The sequence below is a fragment of the Candidatus Chlorohelix allophototropha genome (genome assembly GCF_030389965.1).
GTDB classification, from domain to species: Bacteria; Chloroflexota; Chloroflexia; order Chloroheliales; family Chloroheliaceae; genus Chlorohelix; species Chlorohelix allophototropha.
The window spans coordinates 1,758,658-1,775,994 of the sequence record NZ_CP128400.1; the positions used below are offsets into that span (position 1 = coordinate 1,758,658).

A 17,337-nucleotide genomic window follows, 5' to 3' on the forward strand; every position below is an offset into this window, starting at 1 on the left:
AGGGCGCATCCCGATGCGCCCCTACGAAATCACCTCACGCCCTTACCCAAACCCCTTTGAGAACCGTTTTATAGGGGCAATTTCTTTCTTGCAACAGCCCTGTAATTTCCAGTAGTATGTTTCCACTATTTAGGCTTATGTCCCCACACCAGCGGGAAAGTTTGTCCGTTTGGGCGAGTATCTTCGGGCGCGGGCGTAACATTTACGCTTACCATTTGCTCGCACAAAATCGAAACCTGCGAAACCATCACGCCCTGCATTGCACCCGGTTGGGGATGCGCTATCCAGTGCATCATCGAGGATAGGAACAATTCTTTAAGATAAGCGAATGAAAAGCCATCGGTCATCGCCGCAATTTCGTTAACGGCTTCATCCGAAAGTTTCAATTCATCTTGCAATTGCTTATTCCAAAGCTCGATATAGGCGTGTCGCTCACTTTCACCCGGCAGGTCAAAATGGTACTTGCGGTCGAAGCGGCTGGGACGATCCAGAATAGAAGAGTCCAACTTCTCCGGGTGGTTGGTGGTTGCCAAAGTCACGATTCCGGCATTAGCAGCGAAACCATCCATTTCGTTGAGGAAGAAAGAACGGTTCTGCGCCGTAACCAACGAATCGAGGTCTTCCAGCACCAACACACAGGGCGCGGTTTTACGGGCGCGATCAAACACCTGACTGATATTCTCCTCATCATCAGAGCGTTGGGTCTTGATGCTCTTCACATAAAGGCAGGGCTTACTGAGCGAGTTAATCAAAGCTTTAACCGCATGGGTTTTGCCGTTACCCGGCGGACCAACCAGCAAAATGCCGCGCTTCCACGGGATATTGTAGTGTTCAAAGGTAGAGCGAGAGGCGAAGAAATGCTCCAAATCCTCTTTGATATCTTGTTTGAGCGTACCTTTCAGCACCAAATTATCAAAGGTTGAGCCTTTAATATCGCGGAATAGGTCTTCATCCTTATGCCAATAGCCCGCATCAAAAACCAGCAATTCGCCTCGGATTTCGATATTCCATTCGCATACCGCTACATAGAAGTTTTCGGCAATTTCCTTGAAATCTGCCAATATCCAGTAGTGATAGCCCCGCGAAAAGCCTTCGCCCCACGACATCAGTATCACTTCAAGAGTATAGCCTTCCCAGCTTATTTCGAACCAGCCGTTTTTAATGCGGGAGGTCAGCGCCTCACGGGGTGGTTCGCTAGAGGCAAAGGTAGCGCTAAAGTTAAACCAGTCGCTGCGATCCTTATCTGCCAGTCGCTTGCTAGGTCCCTTCCAGTAGGTGATAACCTGACTTAACACGTTTGGTTTGGGGGTCATGCTGCACAGTCCGGCTTGTTCGTATTTCTCCAAGCTGAACAAGGGGTTATCACTTTGAATCATCGCTTTGTCGGGGAAAGCTGCCACCAGATACTGGCTTACATAGTATTCAATCGCGTTGGACGGCAGCGAGAGTGACTCGTTAAACAAGGGATCGGTACTCATTAACTACTCCTTAAGCGCGTTTTAGGCGCATTTCCAGAACGCCATTACGGTAGCGCCGATTCTCAGGTTCACTTTGTACTGGCGCGGGCAACAAGCATTCTTTTTCATAACGGTAATTTTGTCCCGCTGCGCTCAAACTTACAATGTCACCAACAATTTCCACTTTGATGGTTTGCTCGTTTGCGCCGGGCATTTCTGCCACCAAGACTATTATGCCGCCATCTTCCTCAAAAATATCTACCATTGGTTCGCGCGTGGTCGAAACCGGCGCGGGGTCAGGCGCAGCAGGACGAGCAGGGGCATTACGTTGGTTAGCCACATTGCGATTGTAAACGTTGGGCTTGAAGTTACTCGAACGGGCACGCCCACTTGCTTCAAAGTGAGATATTCTGTCATTACTGCGGCGCGGTGGTGAGCTTTCATCTCCGGCATCTGGGTCGGTGAAGCGTGCGCCCATGCGCTCGGCTTGGTCTGCCAACTCGTCTAGGTACTCTACCAAATTATTAAGCCCTTTGAAAAACCCACCGTTCCACAACGAGTTTAAGCGCTCGCCGATTTCTCCCGGCTTAATGGGAGGTTGTGGGCGACGAGGTGGTTCTCGCCGTTCTGCCGCAGGTTTTTTCTCGTCTACCTTTTGTTTCTCATCGGTTTTTTCATCCATGTTCGCCTTCTCCCTAAGTTATATGCGTCAATTTTCCCTGTATTATAGGCTAAACTTGTTTCTATTGCCATTATTTTATTTGTAGCAATAGAAGCCATTTGCAGAACAGGGCTGCTGCAAGAAACGTTTTTAGGGTAATAACCTGCTGCTCTCGCCGGAGAGGAGGAGAGTGAGTGAGTTCAAGGGGACACCCCTTGCGACCCCGGCAGGCGTTCCACCTGCACCCCTTGCAACCGCACTGATTTGTAGAGGTTTGACCCGTTTATCACATGTGAAGTTTCAAATTTGGCGAACGGTAGGATTCAGGAGGTCAGAGGATTCAGATTAATCGAACCAAAAACGAATTGTTGCCCGGTTGCAACTGCACCCCGAAAAACCAAAATATTCAAGCCCGGTTTGAGGGTAAGGCTGAAATGAACTGTACCGAATTCCTGAACGGTAGTAGTTTCCCCCACCGGGTTATTATTCTGTAATAGCCGAAGCTTAGCGGCTTTACCTACCGCTTTTACCGGGGCGGTCAACTCTACGCTTACTTCTACTTTTGAAGGGTTAAAGACTACCAGTTGGGTATCGCCACCGGAGGTGGTACGCTGTACCTCGCCCGTAGCAGTTACTATCCGGTCAAGCCAGCCATCGCCCAGATTGAGCAGTAGTTGGGAAGCGGGCGCTTTACCCGGCACTTCCGGCGGCAAGCAATAGACCGCAATATCCTGCGCCGGAATATCAAGACAAGGTTGGTCACTGCCAATGGTAGTACGCAAAATCCGGTTGATTGGCTCTGTTTTCAGGTAGGAAGGGTGCAAAACCAGATAGCCGATATTGTAATAACGCAGGGCAGCGGGTGTATTGGAAAGGGTGGTTAGGTCGATAATATCGCGTTGGAAAGCGGGTAAGCGCAACAGGCGCAATTCGCGTATTCCCGGCACATTCTCCATCTCATACGAAACTGCTCTGGCAAGATAGCCGCCAACAATCGGCAGTTGGTGAGCAGTCTCAAAATACATTGAATGGCTAATCGCTTTGGTAGGCAATTCCATAATGGCGGTATTGCCGTTTTTCGGAAGTTGGCGGTAAAAGTCGGGAATATCGGCAGAAGCGAGTGTGCGCGGTGCGGGCATAAATTCCAGAAAGATTAGCCCTACCGCCAGCCCTGTCACTGCTACCGTAAGCCATTGCCTACCACCGGAAAGCGTAACCCGCGCCAGCAACCACTTTACTCCCACGCCCGCCAACACGCCCAACGCCAGCATCACCAGCAGGATAAACCGTACCGGAACTCGGCTGATATTTACCACCGGCAAACTGTAGAGCAGACGCGCCGGCATAGGCAGCAAGTTATCAAAATCGGCTTGAGTTAGGTCAGGATTAGCGGTAATTAGCAAAGCAGGTCCAATGGACAGCAGCAGAAAAATTGCGGCAATTGCTAACCAGAACCAGTATTTCTTGAAAGCAGTAAACAACCCAACCGCCGCCAACGCCAATGCCACATAGCCCAGATAATTAGCGTGGTAATCGCCGCTAGACCCGGCAATATTCCAGAGGGGAGAAGGTCCCGGCGCAACAAAACCCAGCAAAGAAGCAGAGTTATAAGCCACAATCAGCAGCGGTTGTTCCACCGCATTCCCGCCCTCTTTGGTGGAAACCAGAGTCGGCAGCAGTATTGGCGCAATCAATACCCCGTAAATGGCAAATAAAAGGACAAATCGCTTTATATCAGCCAAACGCGCTTTCCAACCGGAAGCGTTTAACAGGCTGTAGAGCAAGTATAGCCCACAAAAGAGCCATGCAAACAGCGCGTGATACCACGTTACCATTGAAACCAGCAGCAGCAACAGGATTGCCAAAGTCAGGTTAAGGCGTGGACGGCGTTCTTGCCGCATATACTTGAGGAAAAAGAGCAGAAAGAGCGGGAACCAACCGATAGAGATTTGCTCAAGTTGTCCCAAATCCAGCAAGCTCGATTCAAGCGGTGAGAAAGCGTAAATCGTGCCTGTTACCAGTCCTGCGGCGAGACTACCGCTAAGGTACTTGCCGAGCAAAAAGGCGGTATAGCCCGCCAACGTCACATTAAAAATAAAGAGCAGGTTGAAAGCGGGAATCAGCCCAAGCAAATACTGGAATGGAGTAGAGAGGATTCCATTTGGTAGGGTAAGCGGCTGGAAATATAGCCCCACTCCTACCGGATGGTAGATTAATCGGGTATAGAAAGGATTGATGAATTGCTCGAAGATGGAATAACGCGCCCACCAGATATGCCAAATGTGTACCCACACATCCTCGCCGTTGGCGTAAATCACCCGGTTGGAGAGATTAAGAGCAAGCGGTTGTGTAAATACCAGCGCACCCACCAGATATAAAATGATTATAGATAGGTGCTTTAGAAAGACCCGTTCTTTGGGAATACGTTGCGCAGCGTTTTGCGGTATTTGCGAGGTAATCTCTGCCAACTAATGTTCCAAACCCTATTTCAACGTTAAACGTTTTGCTTGGAAGGATTAGGCTTGCATACCACCAGCGCCGATAACCCCATCGGCAAGCCTTTCGTCAATACCAAGCGGTTTTCAATGTTATATAGGCTTATCAAAAAATCATTGAGCGGCTTCGGCAAGGAGGTAAAATCGGTATCTTCGGAAAGCAAACGGGCATTTATTTTGCGATTTGCCCGCCCCGCTAACCCTTTCAAGGAACGCACCACCGCTGCCGGAATCAGTATCGAAGTGTTGGTATAAGACTTCTTGACAATAGTATAGCCCGCCGCCTCAACCGCTTGTGTAAGGGTTTTCAGGGTATAGCGCTTCTTGTGACCAAGCGCCACATCCCAATAACTGAACATGAATTGGTACGCTGGAACGCTGACTATTAAAATGCCGTCCGGATTTAGCGCCTGCTTAAGATTTTTAAGACCCTGTATGTCATCTTCTAGATGCTCGATAACGTCTAACGCGCTTATAACATCAAAATCAAAATCGAAATCAAAAGGCTGGTTCAGGTCGTGACGGCGTAAATTATGGAAGCCGCGCTGGCGACAAAAATCTAACGCCTCGTCTGCCATATCAATGCCCCATGGTGTCCCGAAACCGCCAAGCATATCCAACATACGCCCTGTGCCGCAACCAACATCCAGCAAGTTAGCTTTTTCTTGCAAATGCGGCATGTATTTGCGAATCAGTTGCTCCATAAGCATACGCTTGCCCACATGCCACCAATGGGTATCTTCTTTTAAGAATAAATCCAGATATAAATCACTTCTCATATATAACTGCCAACATACTGCCGAAAATAAATCCGGCTCTTCCTAGCGATTGCCCGGCAAGGAGTTACGGGTGGGTTATTTTAAGATTAAGTGTAAATCAAGGGAAAGCATTTTTAGTGAGGTAAAGGCTACTTGATTTAACTGTAAAGGCACAAACCGACAATAGAACACAAGCTTAGTCCAAACAATCAGGCTGAAACCAGCGCAAACAAGCTTAATTCACCCGGATTGTTCTGTCAAGTTCAGGCTGAGACCTTGCAGAATCAAACTTCTTGACATATATATCTGTTTTGCATATGATTGGCGCGCCTGCTTAATGCCTATAGTAGAACTAAAAATAAATCAGGCTGAATTGTGGAAAAGTCAGTTGAGTAATAAACTGAACATAGGACTGTAACCTGCACTTCCCAAATATATGGCAACCTTATATTCTTTTACCCTTCGCCAATTGTCCAAAATATAATGATGAAATTCACAAAAAATGCAAAATAAGTTTCTTGCGAAGCCAAGCGCCGCAACTGGTTTAGATCAAGCTTCCAACACCTCAACCCAAAAAATCAAACATTCAACCCTATTTGTTTTTATCGGCTCTATTCTGGTAGCAGCTATTTATGGGCGAGTTGCCCTATTCAATTTATGGGGAGGAGTAGTTGGAGGTAATGTAGATGGCTATGAGAACTTATGGAATGATTTTTGGACTCGCACTGCCCTCTTAAGCGGTCATAATCCTTTTTTTACCAACTACATCTACTACCCTATCGGAGTTAGCCTCCGCTTCCATACTTTACATCCCATAACCGGTATTTTTGCCATTCCCTTATGGCCGATTTTTGGTCCTGTTGCCAGTACTAATCTCTTTTTCCTCATCTCTATGACTCTCACCTGTTTTTTTAGTTACTTTCTAATAAATGATTTAGTAAAAAACCCGCTGGCTGCCTTCGCCGGAGCAACCCTATTTACCTGCGCTTATGTCAATGGTCATGCTGCTAGTTATCCTTATGGACTCGGTTTTAGCTTTTTAGGAGCAGGGCAAACGAACTTAATAGCAGTGCAATGGCTACCGCTATATTTCTTCTATTTACACCGTCTCATCTATTTTCCAAAACAACGGGTTCGCTATACAGCCCTGTCCATAATGTGCCTACTGCTAATGTCCCTTACCGACTGGCAGTTTGTTTTGTATGCAGTAATAGTGACTGTCTTTTTGTTTGTCTTTATTTTATTTACTAAACGTAGCTGGCTAGAAAAAGGGTTTGTTTTCCTACGACTATCCATTGTTGGTATCGGTTGGGTAGCGCTGGCTTTTGTACCCTTGCTCCTTCCTATGATACAGGAATCGTCTAAAAGCCCGTGGCTGAACGTTAGCGATCAGAGTCTCTATCACAGCTTGGATTTGGTAGATTATCTGTGGCCTGGCATGGTTAATCCGAGCTATCTCGCCATAGCAATTATGCTTTTTGGCTTTATTTACGCCTGGAAACAAAAAATTAATCGGGAATCAATCACTTTTTGGGCAATAAGTGGAGGGTTTGCGGCTATTCTTACACTAGGTCCCAAGCTCATTATTTCCCGAAATATCACCGATTTCCAAATGCCTTATTCGCTTCTATACAAATTGCCCTTGCTAAACGTTGGTCGCGACCCGGGTCGTTTCCAGACGATTTACCTCATAGCTTTTTCAATCTTGTTTGCCTTTGGCTTGCGTTTTTTAATTGAACGTAATTTCTTTTTGGCAGCCTTAAGCCGTTTGTCAGTATATCGTTCCCGCCTAGCCATAGGGGGAGTTATTGTCAGTATCCTAAGTATCACAATATTTGGTTTTGTGGCAGAAAGCGGCAAAGTAAAGGTACTGCCCTATGATGTCCCAGCCTTTTATGAGCAATTGAGCAAGGATACCGACCAATATGCCATATTGGAATTGCCTCTTTTCAATTATGCCGGACGTGGTGATATGGCAAGTGTGGAAGAAAATTATCAAGCTTATCAAGCTGTGTACAATAAATGGCGCGTTTCGGGACGCTACAGCCGTGACCACCATTTGTCGAATCCAGATATTTTTGCCAAACGCGAGACTTATATCCGAGATTTCTACTATCTAGGCTCCGACCAAGAAAAGTTATATCGTCCGGGCAAAGATATTATACCGGATATAAATTTCAACCGAGTCGCTATGCCGCTACTCAACTACTGGAAAATCAGGTACATTGTTGTCTGGAAAGACTCAATAAGTGATCCTAGTTTACTAGAGAATTACCGCAAGATGATAACTGAAGCGCTTGGCTCCAACCCCACTCCGGTTTACCAAGATGAGCGTATGGAAGCTTATAGAGTGCCAGAATCTCAACCTTTAGCTGAAAAACTGGTTTTGGATATTGGTAGTGGCTGGTATGATAGAGAAATTGACAAAAATGGGTCGTTTCGGTGGTCTGATCCCACTTCAGAAGTGCCGTCAGAATTATATGTAAACAATCTGACACCGGATTCGGTAAGAGTCAAGTTAAACGCTAAGTTGTTTAATTCTGTACCGGCTGGGAAAAAGCAAGCGCGCACCATAAATGTGTCTATAAATGGTTATTTGGCGGCTACTTATCAGTTTGGCGAATACGGTGAAGCGAAAGATATTGAGGTGGATTTGACACTTCCAACTGGCTTTAATGTCATCACGCTGTCCAGCCCAGAACCATCGCTCAAACAAAATGATACAACATTAGATAATAGGAATTTTACATTCGGCGCGAGTAACGTGAAAATCAATATAGTCAATAATTGATACTTTTTATCTGAGAGAAATAATAGTCCAGCTTTTCCCGATTTATAAGGTCGGCAGAACTGGCTTTGATGGTACAGGTGTATCTGGCAGCAATTTGCCCCCGCAAGATGCTATCTTCGAGGCTATAGCCTTCCAAACAATAACTACTTAGGAAGCCCACCGCCAGAGCATCCCCTGCCCCGTTGGTATCCACCACCGCTTCTGCTATCTCCACCGGAGGAAAGAAACGAATCCCTTCGCGGCTACCCAACCCACAGCCCCTTTTACCCATCCCAACTACAATAGTTTGGCTCGGATTCCGGCGCAGCAATTCCTGTATCAAGGGAGTAGGCTCGCTAAAATTAACCCCGGAGAAAAAGAGGAAATCGGCGGCTTCAATAAAGTCACGCCGATAGGGGTCATCGAGTGTAACCATATCCTGAATATCGCAAGATATTTTCAGCCCGGCTTCTCGCGCAAGCGGCAATAGGTAACGCGCCCAGTTTTCGATATTGAAATGCGCCAGACGACCACGCCCGAACAACGCTTGAACCGACGTATTGTCAGCTCTGAGATTCATTGCCCCTTTAGCGTCATAAAAGTTCTTGCGAGTGCCATCACGATTCATGAAATTAATGCTACGGCGTGTACCTTGTGGGTCTATAAAAAGTAGCGATTCGATGCCATCCGCAGCCAATTCTGACGCGACAAATTTCCCGTTAAAATCATCACCGATGTAGCCGACAAAAGCGGTTGGATAGCCCAAACGGGCAAACCCACGGCTAGAATAGCCGCCCGCTTGCCCCACATAATCAAGGTTCTGAGAAAAATTCGCCTCAACGCTAAAATCAATATCCTGACCGTACAGGTAGATATTGGTATCCACCCCTATTGCGCTGATAATTACCACATCTAAAGGATTTGAACTCATTGGCATATACCTGTGAAATCAATCCGTTTTGCTATCCGGTTTTTCAGGCTTCTTTCCACCTTCGATTATGGTTATACCTCTTTCTTCGGCGCGGGAACGGGCGCTACGATCGTTTTTTTTTGAATCGTTGCCCTTAACCTTATCCTCGCTTACCGTGCGTCGCGGCGGGCTTTCCGGTGCGGGCGCTACTTGGGCGATGGTCGGGAAGAAATTAAAGTTTTCCACCGGGCTTATAAGCCTGAGACGCAAGGCGCGTTTATAAAACTCTTGTAACCCATTCAGAAACGCGGCATTATATTCGTATTTTTGCGAGCTGTAATGCTTCGTTAAGCCTTCGGCGGGCAATCCGGTGCGTTTTTCCTCAATCTCAACCACTGTAGAAAGAAACTCACGGGACTTTTGCAGGGAGGAACGCAGAAATTGGGTTAATTGCCTGACCTGCTTATCAGCGTCCGGTTCTTTTTCCACAAAGGCGCGGCGCACCACAAACAGGGCAGACGGAAGCGGTTGCCCTATCAACAACCACCATGCCTTGCTCATGTCCTCTACAAAGTACCCCCGCTCATTAGCCGGTCCCGCAGCGCGCATTCCTACTTCGCGACCTACCACGCACATATCAACTTCGGGCGAGGAAAAAAGGTTTAGAGCATCAAGGTCACTTGCCACCGGCTTAAACTCAGGCTCAAAGCCGTAGTAAGGACGGGCAAGCACCTTCAGCAAGATTTCTCCGGTATGGTTACGAACTGAAACTGCAACGCGCGGTTTCTCAAAGCTATCTAACCGCTTCTTGCTGAGTAGGAACAGATTATTGCTGTTCATATCTGAGCCGTAGAGCAAGGCGGATAAAATTCTAAGCTCGTTTTGATATAGCGCGTAAAGGGCAGGGTCAACGGGCGCAACATCCACATCCCCGTTGAGCAAGCGCATCATACAATCTTCGGCGGTACCAGGCACCATTTCTACCAAATCGGCGGGTGGAATTGCCCAGCCTGCTTCGATTGGGAAAAAGAATGGCGCGAAATCCAAATCATTGGTTGTTGCTAATTTAATAGTCATTTAAGCTTATTTCCAGCGCGTAAGTATCGTTTCACGGTCAAATAATTTCCCTGCAATCCAGAAAGTCAGAGCAGCGGCTGCCACCCATACCAGCAAGCCTACTACAAATATAAGCCAATTTACCGTAATAAAACCTAAAGTTACTCCAAAAACGAATATAACCAGCGGGATAACCAACAAACTCCCGGCTTGCGAAGCCGCCCGCGCATCTCTTGCGCGCGAGGATATTGCTACCCCCACAAGGGTTGCCCATGTTGCCAATGCCGGACTCCAAAAGCCGATAATAGCGAACCATAACAATAAATCCAGTTTGGCAAAAACATTGGGCTTTAAAACCAGACTCAAAACCAGCACCAGTAGTATAAAACTACCCCAAGTGACTACTACACCCGGCACAATCGCCGAAAGGCTTTTTCCCCACAGTAATTCAGTGGTAGTTACAGGGGTAGCCAGCAACGGTTCAAGGCTGCGTTTCTCTTTCTCGTTCACCACGCTATTTGCGGCAATGGTCATCGGCAAAACAGCGGGTAATGGCAAGAAAAAGGTGAAACAGATAGTTACCAGACCCGCCAACAGCCTTACATTATCATCGCCGCTCAACAGACCAAGGCTGCTTACAGTTTCAGGCGCACGATTTTTTTCGGCAAAATCCAGTACAAAGGCATTAAAGAATACTACCAAGCCCATTGGTAGTAAAACCAGAATAAGCGGTAAAATAGCCAGGGTTTGCAACAGAGTGCGATTTTTGCGCATCTCTTTCCATTCGCGGCGAAAAATCACCAGTGTTCGGTGCATAATTACTCATTTACCGGCACATTTGCCACGATTGTTGTTCCCGCTCCCGGTTTGCTGGTAATAGTCATAGTGCCACCTAGCAAGCGAACCCGCTCTTCCATACCAACCAAGCCGAGGTGTTCCATATTAACAACCCCATTATCGCTACTGTCTGAGACAGCGTCAAGGTTGTGGCGATTTTGCCATTTTTGTACTTCAAAGCCTTTGCCCCAATCTTGCACGGTCAACGTAACAATACCGGGGTCACGCACAAGGCGAACCAGCACTTGTTTTGCCCCGGAATGTTTGTACACATTCGTTAGAGCTTCCTGTGCAATACGAAAGAAATTTTCTGCTATCTGAGGGCTAATGGTACTATTGCCGGGTTCTCCAAATTTGCCGATTACATCGAAATTGCCATCCCAGTCATTTTTGTTGCACATTGTATTAAAAGATTCGCGCAAGGCGGGAATTAAGCCAAAACGATCTAACGTATCGGGACGCAATCCGGCAATGATACTGCGTACTTCAGTTCGAGCCGATTTTAAGGTTTCTTTGGCGCGTTTGTAGGCAGAAGATGAGGAGGCATCTTGCACCTCTACCTCAATTAGTTCTACCATCTGATGACCAAAGGTGAGAGTTTGCGCCAGCCCATCATGCAAATCTCTGGCAACTTTCTTGCGTTCCTCTTCTTGTGCCGTCAGTAATTTTGAAAGGAACAGGTTCAAGCGATTCTGCTTTTCTTCCAATTCTTCTTTAAGCTTTGCCAATATCTCGTTCTTTTTGCGCTCATCATCGTACATGCGGCGCAGGTCACGCGCATAGAAAAGGTTGAGGGATTGCACATGATCAAGGCGTTGTTTTAGTAAGATCGGGTCTTGCCACGAGCTATAGGGCAGCGTAACCTTAAAGAAATTCCCTTCTGTCGCGGAACTGGTAACGTCTATTTCTCCCTTAAAGCTGGAAACGGTATGCTGTACCAACGCCAAACCAAGCCCTAACCCACTATAGTTGCGAGAATCGACAGACTGGATTTGCTGGAAAGGATAATAGATTTGCGCTATTTTTTCGGGAGGGATGAAAACACCACTATTACCGATTTCAAGCACAAGCTTCTCGATTTCCTCACCCTCTGTAAGATAAAGATTAATCTTTATCCAACCGCCCACTTGATTAAATTTAATGGCATTGCTCAATAAATGTCCGATAATCACACGGAAGCGGGCTGGTTCTATATTAGCAGGGAATATTTGCTCAGGCACATTAAGCTGAACCACTAAACCTTTTTCATCAATAGAGCTTTGCTGCTTTTCAAGCTCTTTCTTAACCACCAGCGAAAGGTTACTGGTCAACTCCGGGTCGGACAATTGTAAGAGCGGTTCGCTGCGGGTGAGATAGGTAAAATTGGTAATATCTTCTACCAACAAGCTGAGTTGCTGCGCCTGTTGGTGGGCAAGATTGAAATACTCGGCTTCCTGTGGCTGTAATTTATCAGCCAGCATTTCCGACAATATCTGTAAGTAGCCGTTGATAATGGTAACGGGAGTATTCAGTTCGTGGCTCACTATCTCCACGAAAGTGCTTTTCATCTCATCTAGCTGTCGAAGTCGGTCGTTTGCTCGCTCAAGTTCATTTCGTTTGAGGCGTTCCTCCTCATAAACGACCTTAAAGTCACGCGCATATATAATCATTTGTTGTTCAAGTTGATTATATTTAGGGTTCATCCACTATTGCCTTATATTATCCAACGCGATAAGAATCAGCTTAACCACTATAATTGTTTCCCGCCTACTGATATAAACGGTAATCCACCGGAATCTTTGCCATTGCTATCTAGGTAGTTCTGCTCAGGCTTACGTATGCCTATTGCCAAGCCTTGTAGGGATGTTGTGCCAGCGCAATATTTTTATACGCGGCAATTTCGGACACATCTTGCCCGATCCAGTTTGGAAGCGGGAAGGTATAATTTTCGTGGGGTATTTCCACCTCTACTACCACCAGCCCGGCATTTTCCCCTTCAAAAACATCCAATTCCCATTTTAAGTTCGGTTCACCCGCTACCGGGAAAATATAACGCCGTTTGACTATCGCTGCCCCTTGGCACAATTTCAGGAGTTGCTCTGCTTCCTCAAAGAGTATCGCGTACTCAAATTCTTCACGGCTAACCAACCCTTTGCCTTTAATAGTCAGGAATGCCTTTTTTAGACCGCTCCCGTCTGTATCGAGCCTGACTCTTACACTTGGCGACCCGAATGATAGATAACCTTGCACTAAATAGTGTCCAAGCGGCAAGGGCGGCAATAGTTCTTCTTTTACAAGGAATTTCCGTTCGATTTCCAACATAGCCTAATAACTTTACTTAACTTATGTTAAAGCTAACATAAATATATTATAGCACAGCCATTATCCTAAATATGGCACAATTTCAATACTACAGTAGGGCGGCTGCAAGTTCGGAAAGGGAGAGTAAGTGGAACGCCTGACGAGGTCACATGGAATGTCCTCTTGAACTCATCCTCTCTCCTCCTCTCCAGAGGGAGTAGCAGATTATTGCCCCTTGCAACCGCCCTGAATACTACAGGAACAACGATTGGTTTGTTGAAGAAACAATATTCATTTTATAATTGAATCATAAATCAGATTTTGCAAGTTACTCCTGAAAAGAAACTTGTAAAGTGATTATAGCATTATTAAAGTGGTAGCCGAAGGCGGTAAACGCCGATTTTACTACAGATTCTGAAGATTATACATACTATATAAAGGAGCGGGTTATGTCTAGTAATGAGTACCATTTTATTTCTCATTGGCGAGTGGAAAGCACTCTGGAAGAAGTCAGCGCAGTTATTGGCAACGGGCTTGATCTGGTACGTTGGTGGCCCGCAGTTTACCTTGAGGTGAAAGAATTGGAAAAGGGCGATGAGAAGGGCATCGGCAAGGTTATAGACCTTTATACCAAAGGCTGGTTGCCCTATACCCTGCGCTGGCGCTTCAAAGTAACTGAGTCGCACGCGCCTCACGGCTTCTCGATTGAAGCCAAAGGCGATTTTGTAGGGCGCGGTATCTGGACATTTGCTCAAGACGGCAAGTATGTCAATATCATTTACGATTGGAAAATTCAAGCTGAAAAGCCCTTGCTGAAATATTTCTCATTTGTCATGAAACCTATTTTTGCCGCCAACCACCGCTGGGCTATGCAAAAGGGCGAGGAGAGTTTAAAGCTCGAATTGCAGCGGCGACACGCCAAAAGTCGCGAAGAGCTGGCGCGTATCCCTGCCCCGCCCAAGCCCACCACTACCTCGACCATCCCGATAACGTTAGGAATGCTGGGCGCAAGTGGGGCGATTGTAGCTCTAATAGTGCTAATATCAAAAACCTTGAAGCACAAGTAAGGCTACTTTTTAAAAGCAGTAGCAATAAATTCTCGATTCTGCTACACTAATAATTGGCGGCTGACAAAGCCGTCATTATTTGTAATTTCAAGTAACTATTCAGCCCGGATATAAGACTAACAAAAAGGGGTGCAGGGGAATTTCCCTGCCGGGGTCGCAAGGGGTGTCCCCTTGAACTCACCCTCTTTCCTCCTCTCCGGCAGGAACAGATAGAATTAAACAGGTAACTGGAAAGATAGATTAGTAGTGGCAACTGTAGTAGTAGCAATGAGCGGGGGCGTGGATAGTTCGCTCACCGCCGCCTTGCTGGTAGAGCAAGGGCACGAAGTTATCGGCATTAATATGAGGCTGCACGGCAGCAACAGCGATGAGGAAGAGCAGAACTATTCTCTAAACAAGAGTTGTTGTTCAATCGTGGAATTGGAAGACGCGCGCCGGGTTTGCCAGCAAATTGGCATACCATTCTACGCTATGAATTTCGAGAAAGAGTTCCGCCAGTCGGTTATAGAATATTTTATAGAGGAATACGAACGTGGGCGCACCCCAAACCCCTGTGTCGCCTGCAATGCCTTCCTGAAGTTCCGCTTCTTACTGGATAAGGCGCTAGCGTTGGGCGCGGATTATCTCGCTACCGGGCATTACGCCCGCAACGTTTTTGACCCTACCACCCAACAATACAAATTGTTGCGAGCGGTAGATGCCAGCAAAGATCAGAGCTACGTATTATATATGCTCAACCAGAAGCAGTTAAGCCGTATCTTGTTCCCTTTAGGCGAATATACCAAAACTCAAGCGCGTCAGATGGCAGCACAGCGAGGGCTTGCTACTGCCGCAAAACCGGAGAGTCAGGATATTTGCTTCGTGGCAGGTGGTGATTATCGCGACTACATCAAAAACAGGCTGAGCGAGGGCGCAGCTACCCCCGGACCGATTATTAATCTGAGCGGCGAAGTAGTCGGTCAGCATAACGGACTACCCAATTACACCATTGGGCAACGCAAGGGAATCGGCATTTACGCCCCAACACCCACTTACGTACTGAAGGTTGTGAACGAGTCCAACACGCTGGTAGTGGGAGACGATCGCGACTTATTTCAGCGCGAGTTTGAGGTGGAAAACATTAACTGGATTAACGGCGAGTGGAGCAAAGAACCCGTGCCTGCCACCGTCAAGATTCGCTACAAGGCGCGAGAAGCGTCCGGTACAGTTCAATTGCTGGATTCAGAAACAAGAAAAGCTCGCCTTGTGCTAGATAACCCCCAACGCGCTATTACTCCCGGTCAAGCGGCGGTGTTTTATCAAGGCGATGAGGTTTTGGGCGGGGGCGTTATCTGCTAAATTAGGGGATTTTGGAAGGCTCTTTCAGATTAAATTTCAGGCAAGGGGCAATCCGTAATTAGTAAATCTGCCTTATTTCACCATCAAACGCGGGCGCATCACGATGCGCCCCTACAAATCGGTTCTCATGAGATTTGGTTCGTAGGGGCGGTTCGTGAACCGCCCTTCGGAAATCTCACATGTTTACGAATGTATTTCTTAAAGTTCATAAGCCCCTTGTTTTTATTCCAAACGTAATTTGTGATTTTTACATCCCCAATAACAAAGTGCGGGCGCGGGCTACCTCGGCGAGACGTGATTCAGCCTCAGCTCGTAATGGAGGGCTATAGGCTGTACGCACGCGGTCTTCCCAGTAGCGGCGCACCACCTCACTCTGCGCCTCTATTTGCTGAGGCGTGGTAGTAAAAGCCGGATTCAAGCCTAGAACATTCAACGCCCAAAAACGTTCTTGCGGGGAAATGGCAGGTCTCCGTTGAGGGGGTGGCGGCATAGGCGCAGATGTCACCACCGGACGGGCAGCCTGTTGCGGGTTTATATAGGTAATATCCACATCGCCTAGCTTTACCAAATCACCGTTATATAAGTCAACCTGTTCGCTGGTGGCAAGTCGCCTGCCGTTTAGTAATGTGCCATTCGCGCTACCCATATCCACCAACTTACTAAGACCGCTTTGGGTTATGATGCGGGCATGGTGGCGCGACACTTTCCCATTCAAAATGATAATAGTGTTATCTTCTTGCCTGCCGATGGAAATTATCTGCTCTTTGATTTCATAATCGGCTATCGGCACACCCTCGCCTTTCAAAAGTAGGCGCGAGTTGAAGATTCTTTTCAACACCTGTGTAGGCAAATCTTCTTCATTGACCGGGTTGTGACCCCCTCCGGGCGCAGACCCCAAAGTAGGAATTGCTCCGGCAAGGTTGCCGCGTTTGGTGGGCGCTTCTTCAAGCATATTAACCTGAGGTTTGGGATCAAGCGGACGTTTCTTGAGGCGGTCGGTGATATCATCATAGTACAACTTAGCCAGCAAATGTTGCGGGTCAAGCCGCGTCACCTCTCCGAAATCCTTGCGCGCTTGTTCTAGCTCATCCAACAGCATGTGCAAAACCCCCTTGTGAAAATATACTTCCACACATTGAGGGTTTATCCGCAAAGCCGCTTCCCATTCTTGTATCGCATCATCCGCCTGACCACGCCGCGCTAAGTGATACCCCCGATTTACGAAATCATAAAGCTTGGCATGTGGACTACCAAAAGGCGGGACGGGCAAATCGAGGAAAAAAACCGGGATAGAACCAACGGGCAATTTCCCACCTTGCGCTAGGCTCAGGGTTATCAAAAGCTGCCTTAGCGTCAACTGCCCCAAACCGACATCGGTTACACCTGCGGTAGAGGCTTCCGCCTTTACCACGCACTTGTTTTCACCGGATGGCTCAAGGTTGAACTTGAAGCGAAACTGGCTTGGGGTACTAACCGGAACAGTAGTGGTTTGAGTAGCAGTGGTGGGCATGGTTTTGACCCTAATTTCGCCCTTATCGGCGCTATGTTCTTCCAATGCCAAACCAACCGAAAGCAAAGGCTCAACCCGCACATGTAAAATGGGTAAGAGACCTAGCAGGGTGTTAAAACACTCTGCGCGGGAATAATTATATATTTTCTGGTCTCTGGATATAGCCATTTCTACATTTCTTTCAAGTCTACTATACAC

At 47.1% G+C, this 17,337-nt stretch carries 13 protein-coding genes; 3 read left to right on the top strand and 10 right to left on the bottom strand.

All coding sequences use genetic code 11. The features are described from left to right. Positions 1-125 precede the first annotated feature (125 nt). The 4 genes from OZ401_RS20135 to OZ401_RS20150 form a co-directional block, all read right to left on the bottom strand. Positions 126-1,478 (bottom strand): AAA family ATPase, encoded by a 1,353-nt coding sequence (locus tag OZ401_RS20135; protein ID WP_341470314.1) that lies wholly within the window; start codon positions 1,476-1,478, stop codon positions 126-128. 10 nt (positions 1,479-1,488) lie between these two features. Beyond that, on the bottom strand, positions 1,489-2,139 hold the full coding sequence (locus OZ401_RS20140; protein WP_341470315.1) for an Hsp20/alpha crystallin family protein: 651 nt from the start codon (positions 2,137-2,139) through the stop codon (positions 1,489-1,491). 302 nt (positions 2,140-2,441) lie between these two features. Further along, complete coding sequence (locus OZ401_RS20145) at positions 2,442-4,586, bottom strand: hypothetical protein (RefSeq protein ID WP_341470316.1); 2,145 nt, start codon at positions 4,584-4,586, stop codon at positions 2,442-2,444. A 26-nt stretch (positions 4,587-4,612) separates the two neighbouring features. Continuing rightward, complete coding sequence (locus OZ401_RS20150; RefSeq protein ID WP_341470317.1) at positions 4,613-5,392, bottom strand: class I SAM-dependent methyltransferase; 780 nt, start codon at positions 5,390-5,392, stop codon at positions 4,613-4,615. 481 nt (positions 5,393-5,873) lie between these two features. On the opposite strand from OZ401_RS20150, the gene OZ401_RS20155 reads away from it, so the two are divergent. Further along, on the top strand, positions 5,874-8,162 hold the full coding sequence (locus OZ401_RS20155) for a hypothetical protein (protein WP_341470318.1): 2,289 nt from the start codon (positions 5,874-5,876) through the stop codon (positions 8,160-8,162). On the opposite strand, the gene OZ401_RS20160 is transcribed toward OZ401_RS20155, so the two are convergent. From OZ401_RS20160 to OZ401_RS20180, 5 genes are all read right to left on the bottom strand, one after another. Beyond that, on the bottom strand, positions 8,152-9,072 hold the full coding sequence (locus OZ401_RS20160; RefSeq protein WP_341470319.1) for a carbohydrate kinase family protein: 921 nt from the start codon (positions 9,070-9,072) through the stop codon (positions 8,152-8,154). The genes OZ401_RS20155 and OZ401_RS20160 overlap by 11 nt on opposite strands. A gap of 18 nt (positions 9,073-9,090) precedes the next feature. Then, complete coding sequence (locus tag OZ401_RS20165; protein ID WP_341470320.1) at positions 9,091-10,128, bottom strand: MqnA/MqnD/SBP family protein; 1,038 nt, start codon at positions 10,126-10,128, stop codon at positions 9,091-9,093. 6 nt (positions 10,129-10,134) lie between these two features. Next, a complete protein-coding gene (locus OZ401_RS20170; protein ID WP_341470321.1) occupies positions 10,135-10,923 on the bottom strand; it encodes an ABC transporter permease subunit in 789 nt (262 codons plus the stop codon). A gap of 2 nt (positions 10,924-10,925) precedes the next feature. Further along, a complete protein-coding gene (locus OZ401_RS20175) occupies positions 10,926-12,626 on the bottom strand; it encodes an ATP-binding protein (RefSeq protein WP_341470322.1) in 1,701 nt (566 codons plus the stop codon). Positions 12,627-12,765: 139 nt separating this feature from the next. Next, positions 12,766-13,245 carry a CYTH domain-containing protein gene (locus OZ401_RS20180; protein WP_341470323.1) on the bottom strand — a complete coding sequence of 160 codons (480 nt, stop codon included), beginning with the start codon at positions 13,243-13,245 and terminating at the stop codon, positions 12,766-12,768. A gap of 428 nt (positions 13,246-13,673) precedes the next feature. Here OZ401_RS20180 and OZ401_RS20185 point away from each other — a divergent pair, with 428 nt between their 5' ends. Together OZ401_RS20185 and mnmA are read left to right on the top strand one after the other, a co-directional pair. Further along, on the top strand, positions 13,674-14,291 hold the full coding sequence (locus tag OZ401_RS20185; RefSeq protein WP_341470324.1) for an SRPBCC family protein: 618 nt from the start codon (positions 13,674-13,676) through the stop codon (positions 14,289-14,291). 246 nt (positions 14,292-14,537) lie between these two features. Further along, positions 14,538-15,629 carry a tRNA 2-thiouridine(34) synthase MnmA gene (mnmA, locus tag OZ401_RS20190; RefSeq protein WP_341470325.1) on the top strand — a complete coding sequence of 364 codons (1,092 nt, stop codon included), beginning with the start codon at positions 14,538-14,540 and terminating at the stop codon, positions 15,627-15,629. Positions 15,630-15,876: 247 nt separating this feature from the next. Here mnmA and OZ401_RS20195 read toward each other — a convergent pair whose 3' ends face one another. Continuing rightward, entirely contained in the window at positions 15,877-17,307 is a 1,431-nt protein-coding gene (locus tag OZ401_RS20195) for an FHA domain-containing protein (RefSeq protein ID WP_341470326.1), read from the bottom strand. Between the last annotated feature and the right edge of the window lie 30 nt (positions 17,308-17,337).

Excerpts from the sequence above, each read along its gene's own strand:
- OZ401_RS20185 (WP_341470324.1), top strand. The coding sequence starts at position 13,674 with ATGTCTAGTAATGAGTACCATTTTATTTCTCATTGGCGAGTGGAAAGC.
- OZ401_RS20175 (WP_341470322.1), bottom strand. The coding sequence starts at position 12,626 with ATGAACCCTAAATATAATCAACTTGAACAACAAATGATTATATATGCG.
- OZ401_RS20140 (WP_341470315.1), bottom strand. The coding sequence starts at position 2,139 with ATGGATGAAAAAACCGATGAGAAACAAAAGGTAGACGAGAAAAAACCT.
- OZ401_RS20160 (WP_341470319.1), bottom strand. The coding sequence starts at position 9,072 with ATGAGTTCAAATCCTTTAGATGTGGTAATTATCAGCGCAATAGGGGTG.
- OZ401_RS20195 (WP_341470326.1), bottom strand. The coding sequence starts at position 17,307 with ATGGCTATATCCAGAGACCAGAAAATATATAATTATTCCCGCGCAGAG.
- OZ401_RS20155 (WP_341470318.1), top strand. The coding sequence starts at position 5,874 with ATGCAAAATAAGTTTCTTGCGAAGCCAAGCGCCGCAACTGGTTTAGAT.
- OZ401_RS20135 (WP_341470314.1), bottom strand. The coding sequence starts at position 1,478 with ATGAGTACCGATCCCTTGTTTAACGAGTCACTCTCGCTGCCGTCCAAC.
- OZ401_RS20150 (WP_341470317.1), bottom strand. The coding sequence starts at position 5,392 with ATGAGAAGTGATTTATATCTGGATTTATTCTTAAAAGAAGATACCCAT.
- OZ401_RS20165 (WP_341470320.1), bottom strand. The coding sequence starts at position 10,128 with ATGACTATTAAATTAGCAACAACCAATGATTTGGATTTCGCGCCATTC.
- OZ401_RS20170 (WP_341470321.1), bottom strand. The coding sequence starts at position 10,923 with ATGCACCGAACACTGGTGATTTTTCGCCGCGAATGGAAAGAGATGCGC.
- OZ401_RS20180 (WP_341470323.1), bottom strand. The coding sequence starts at position 13,245 with ATGTTGGAAATCGAACGGAAATTCCTTGTAAAAGAAGAACTATTGCCG.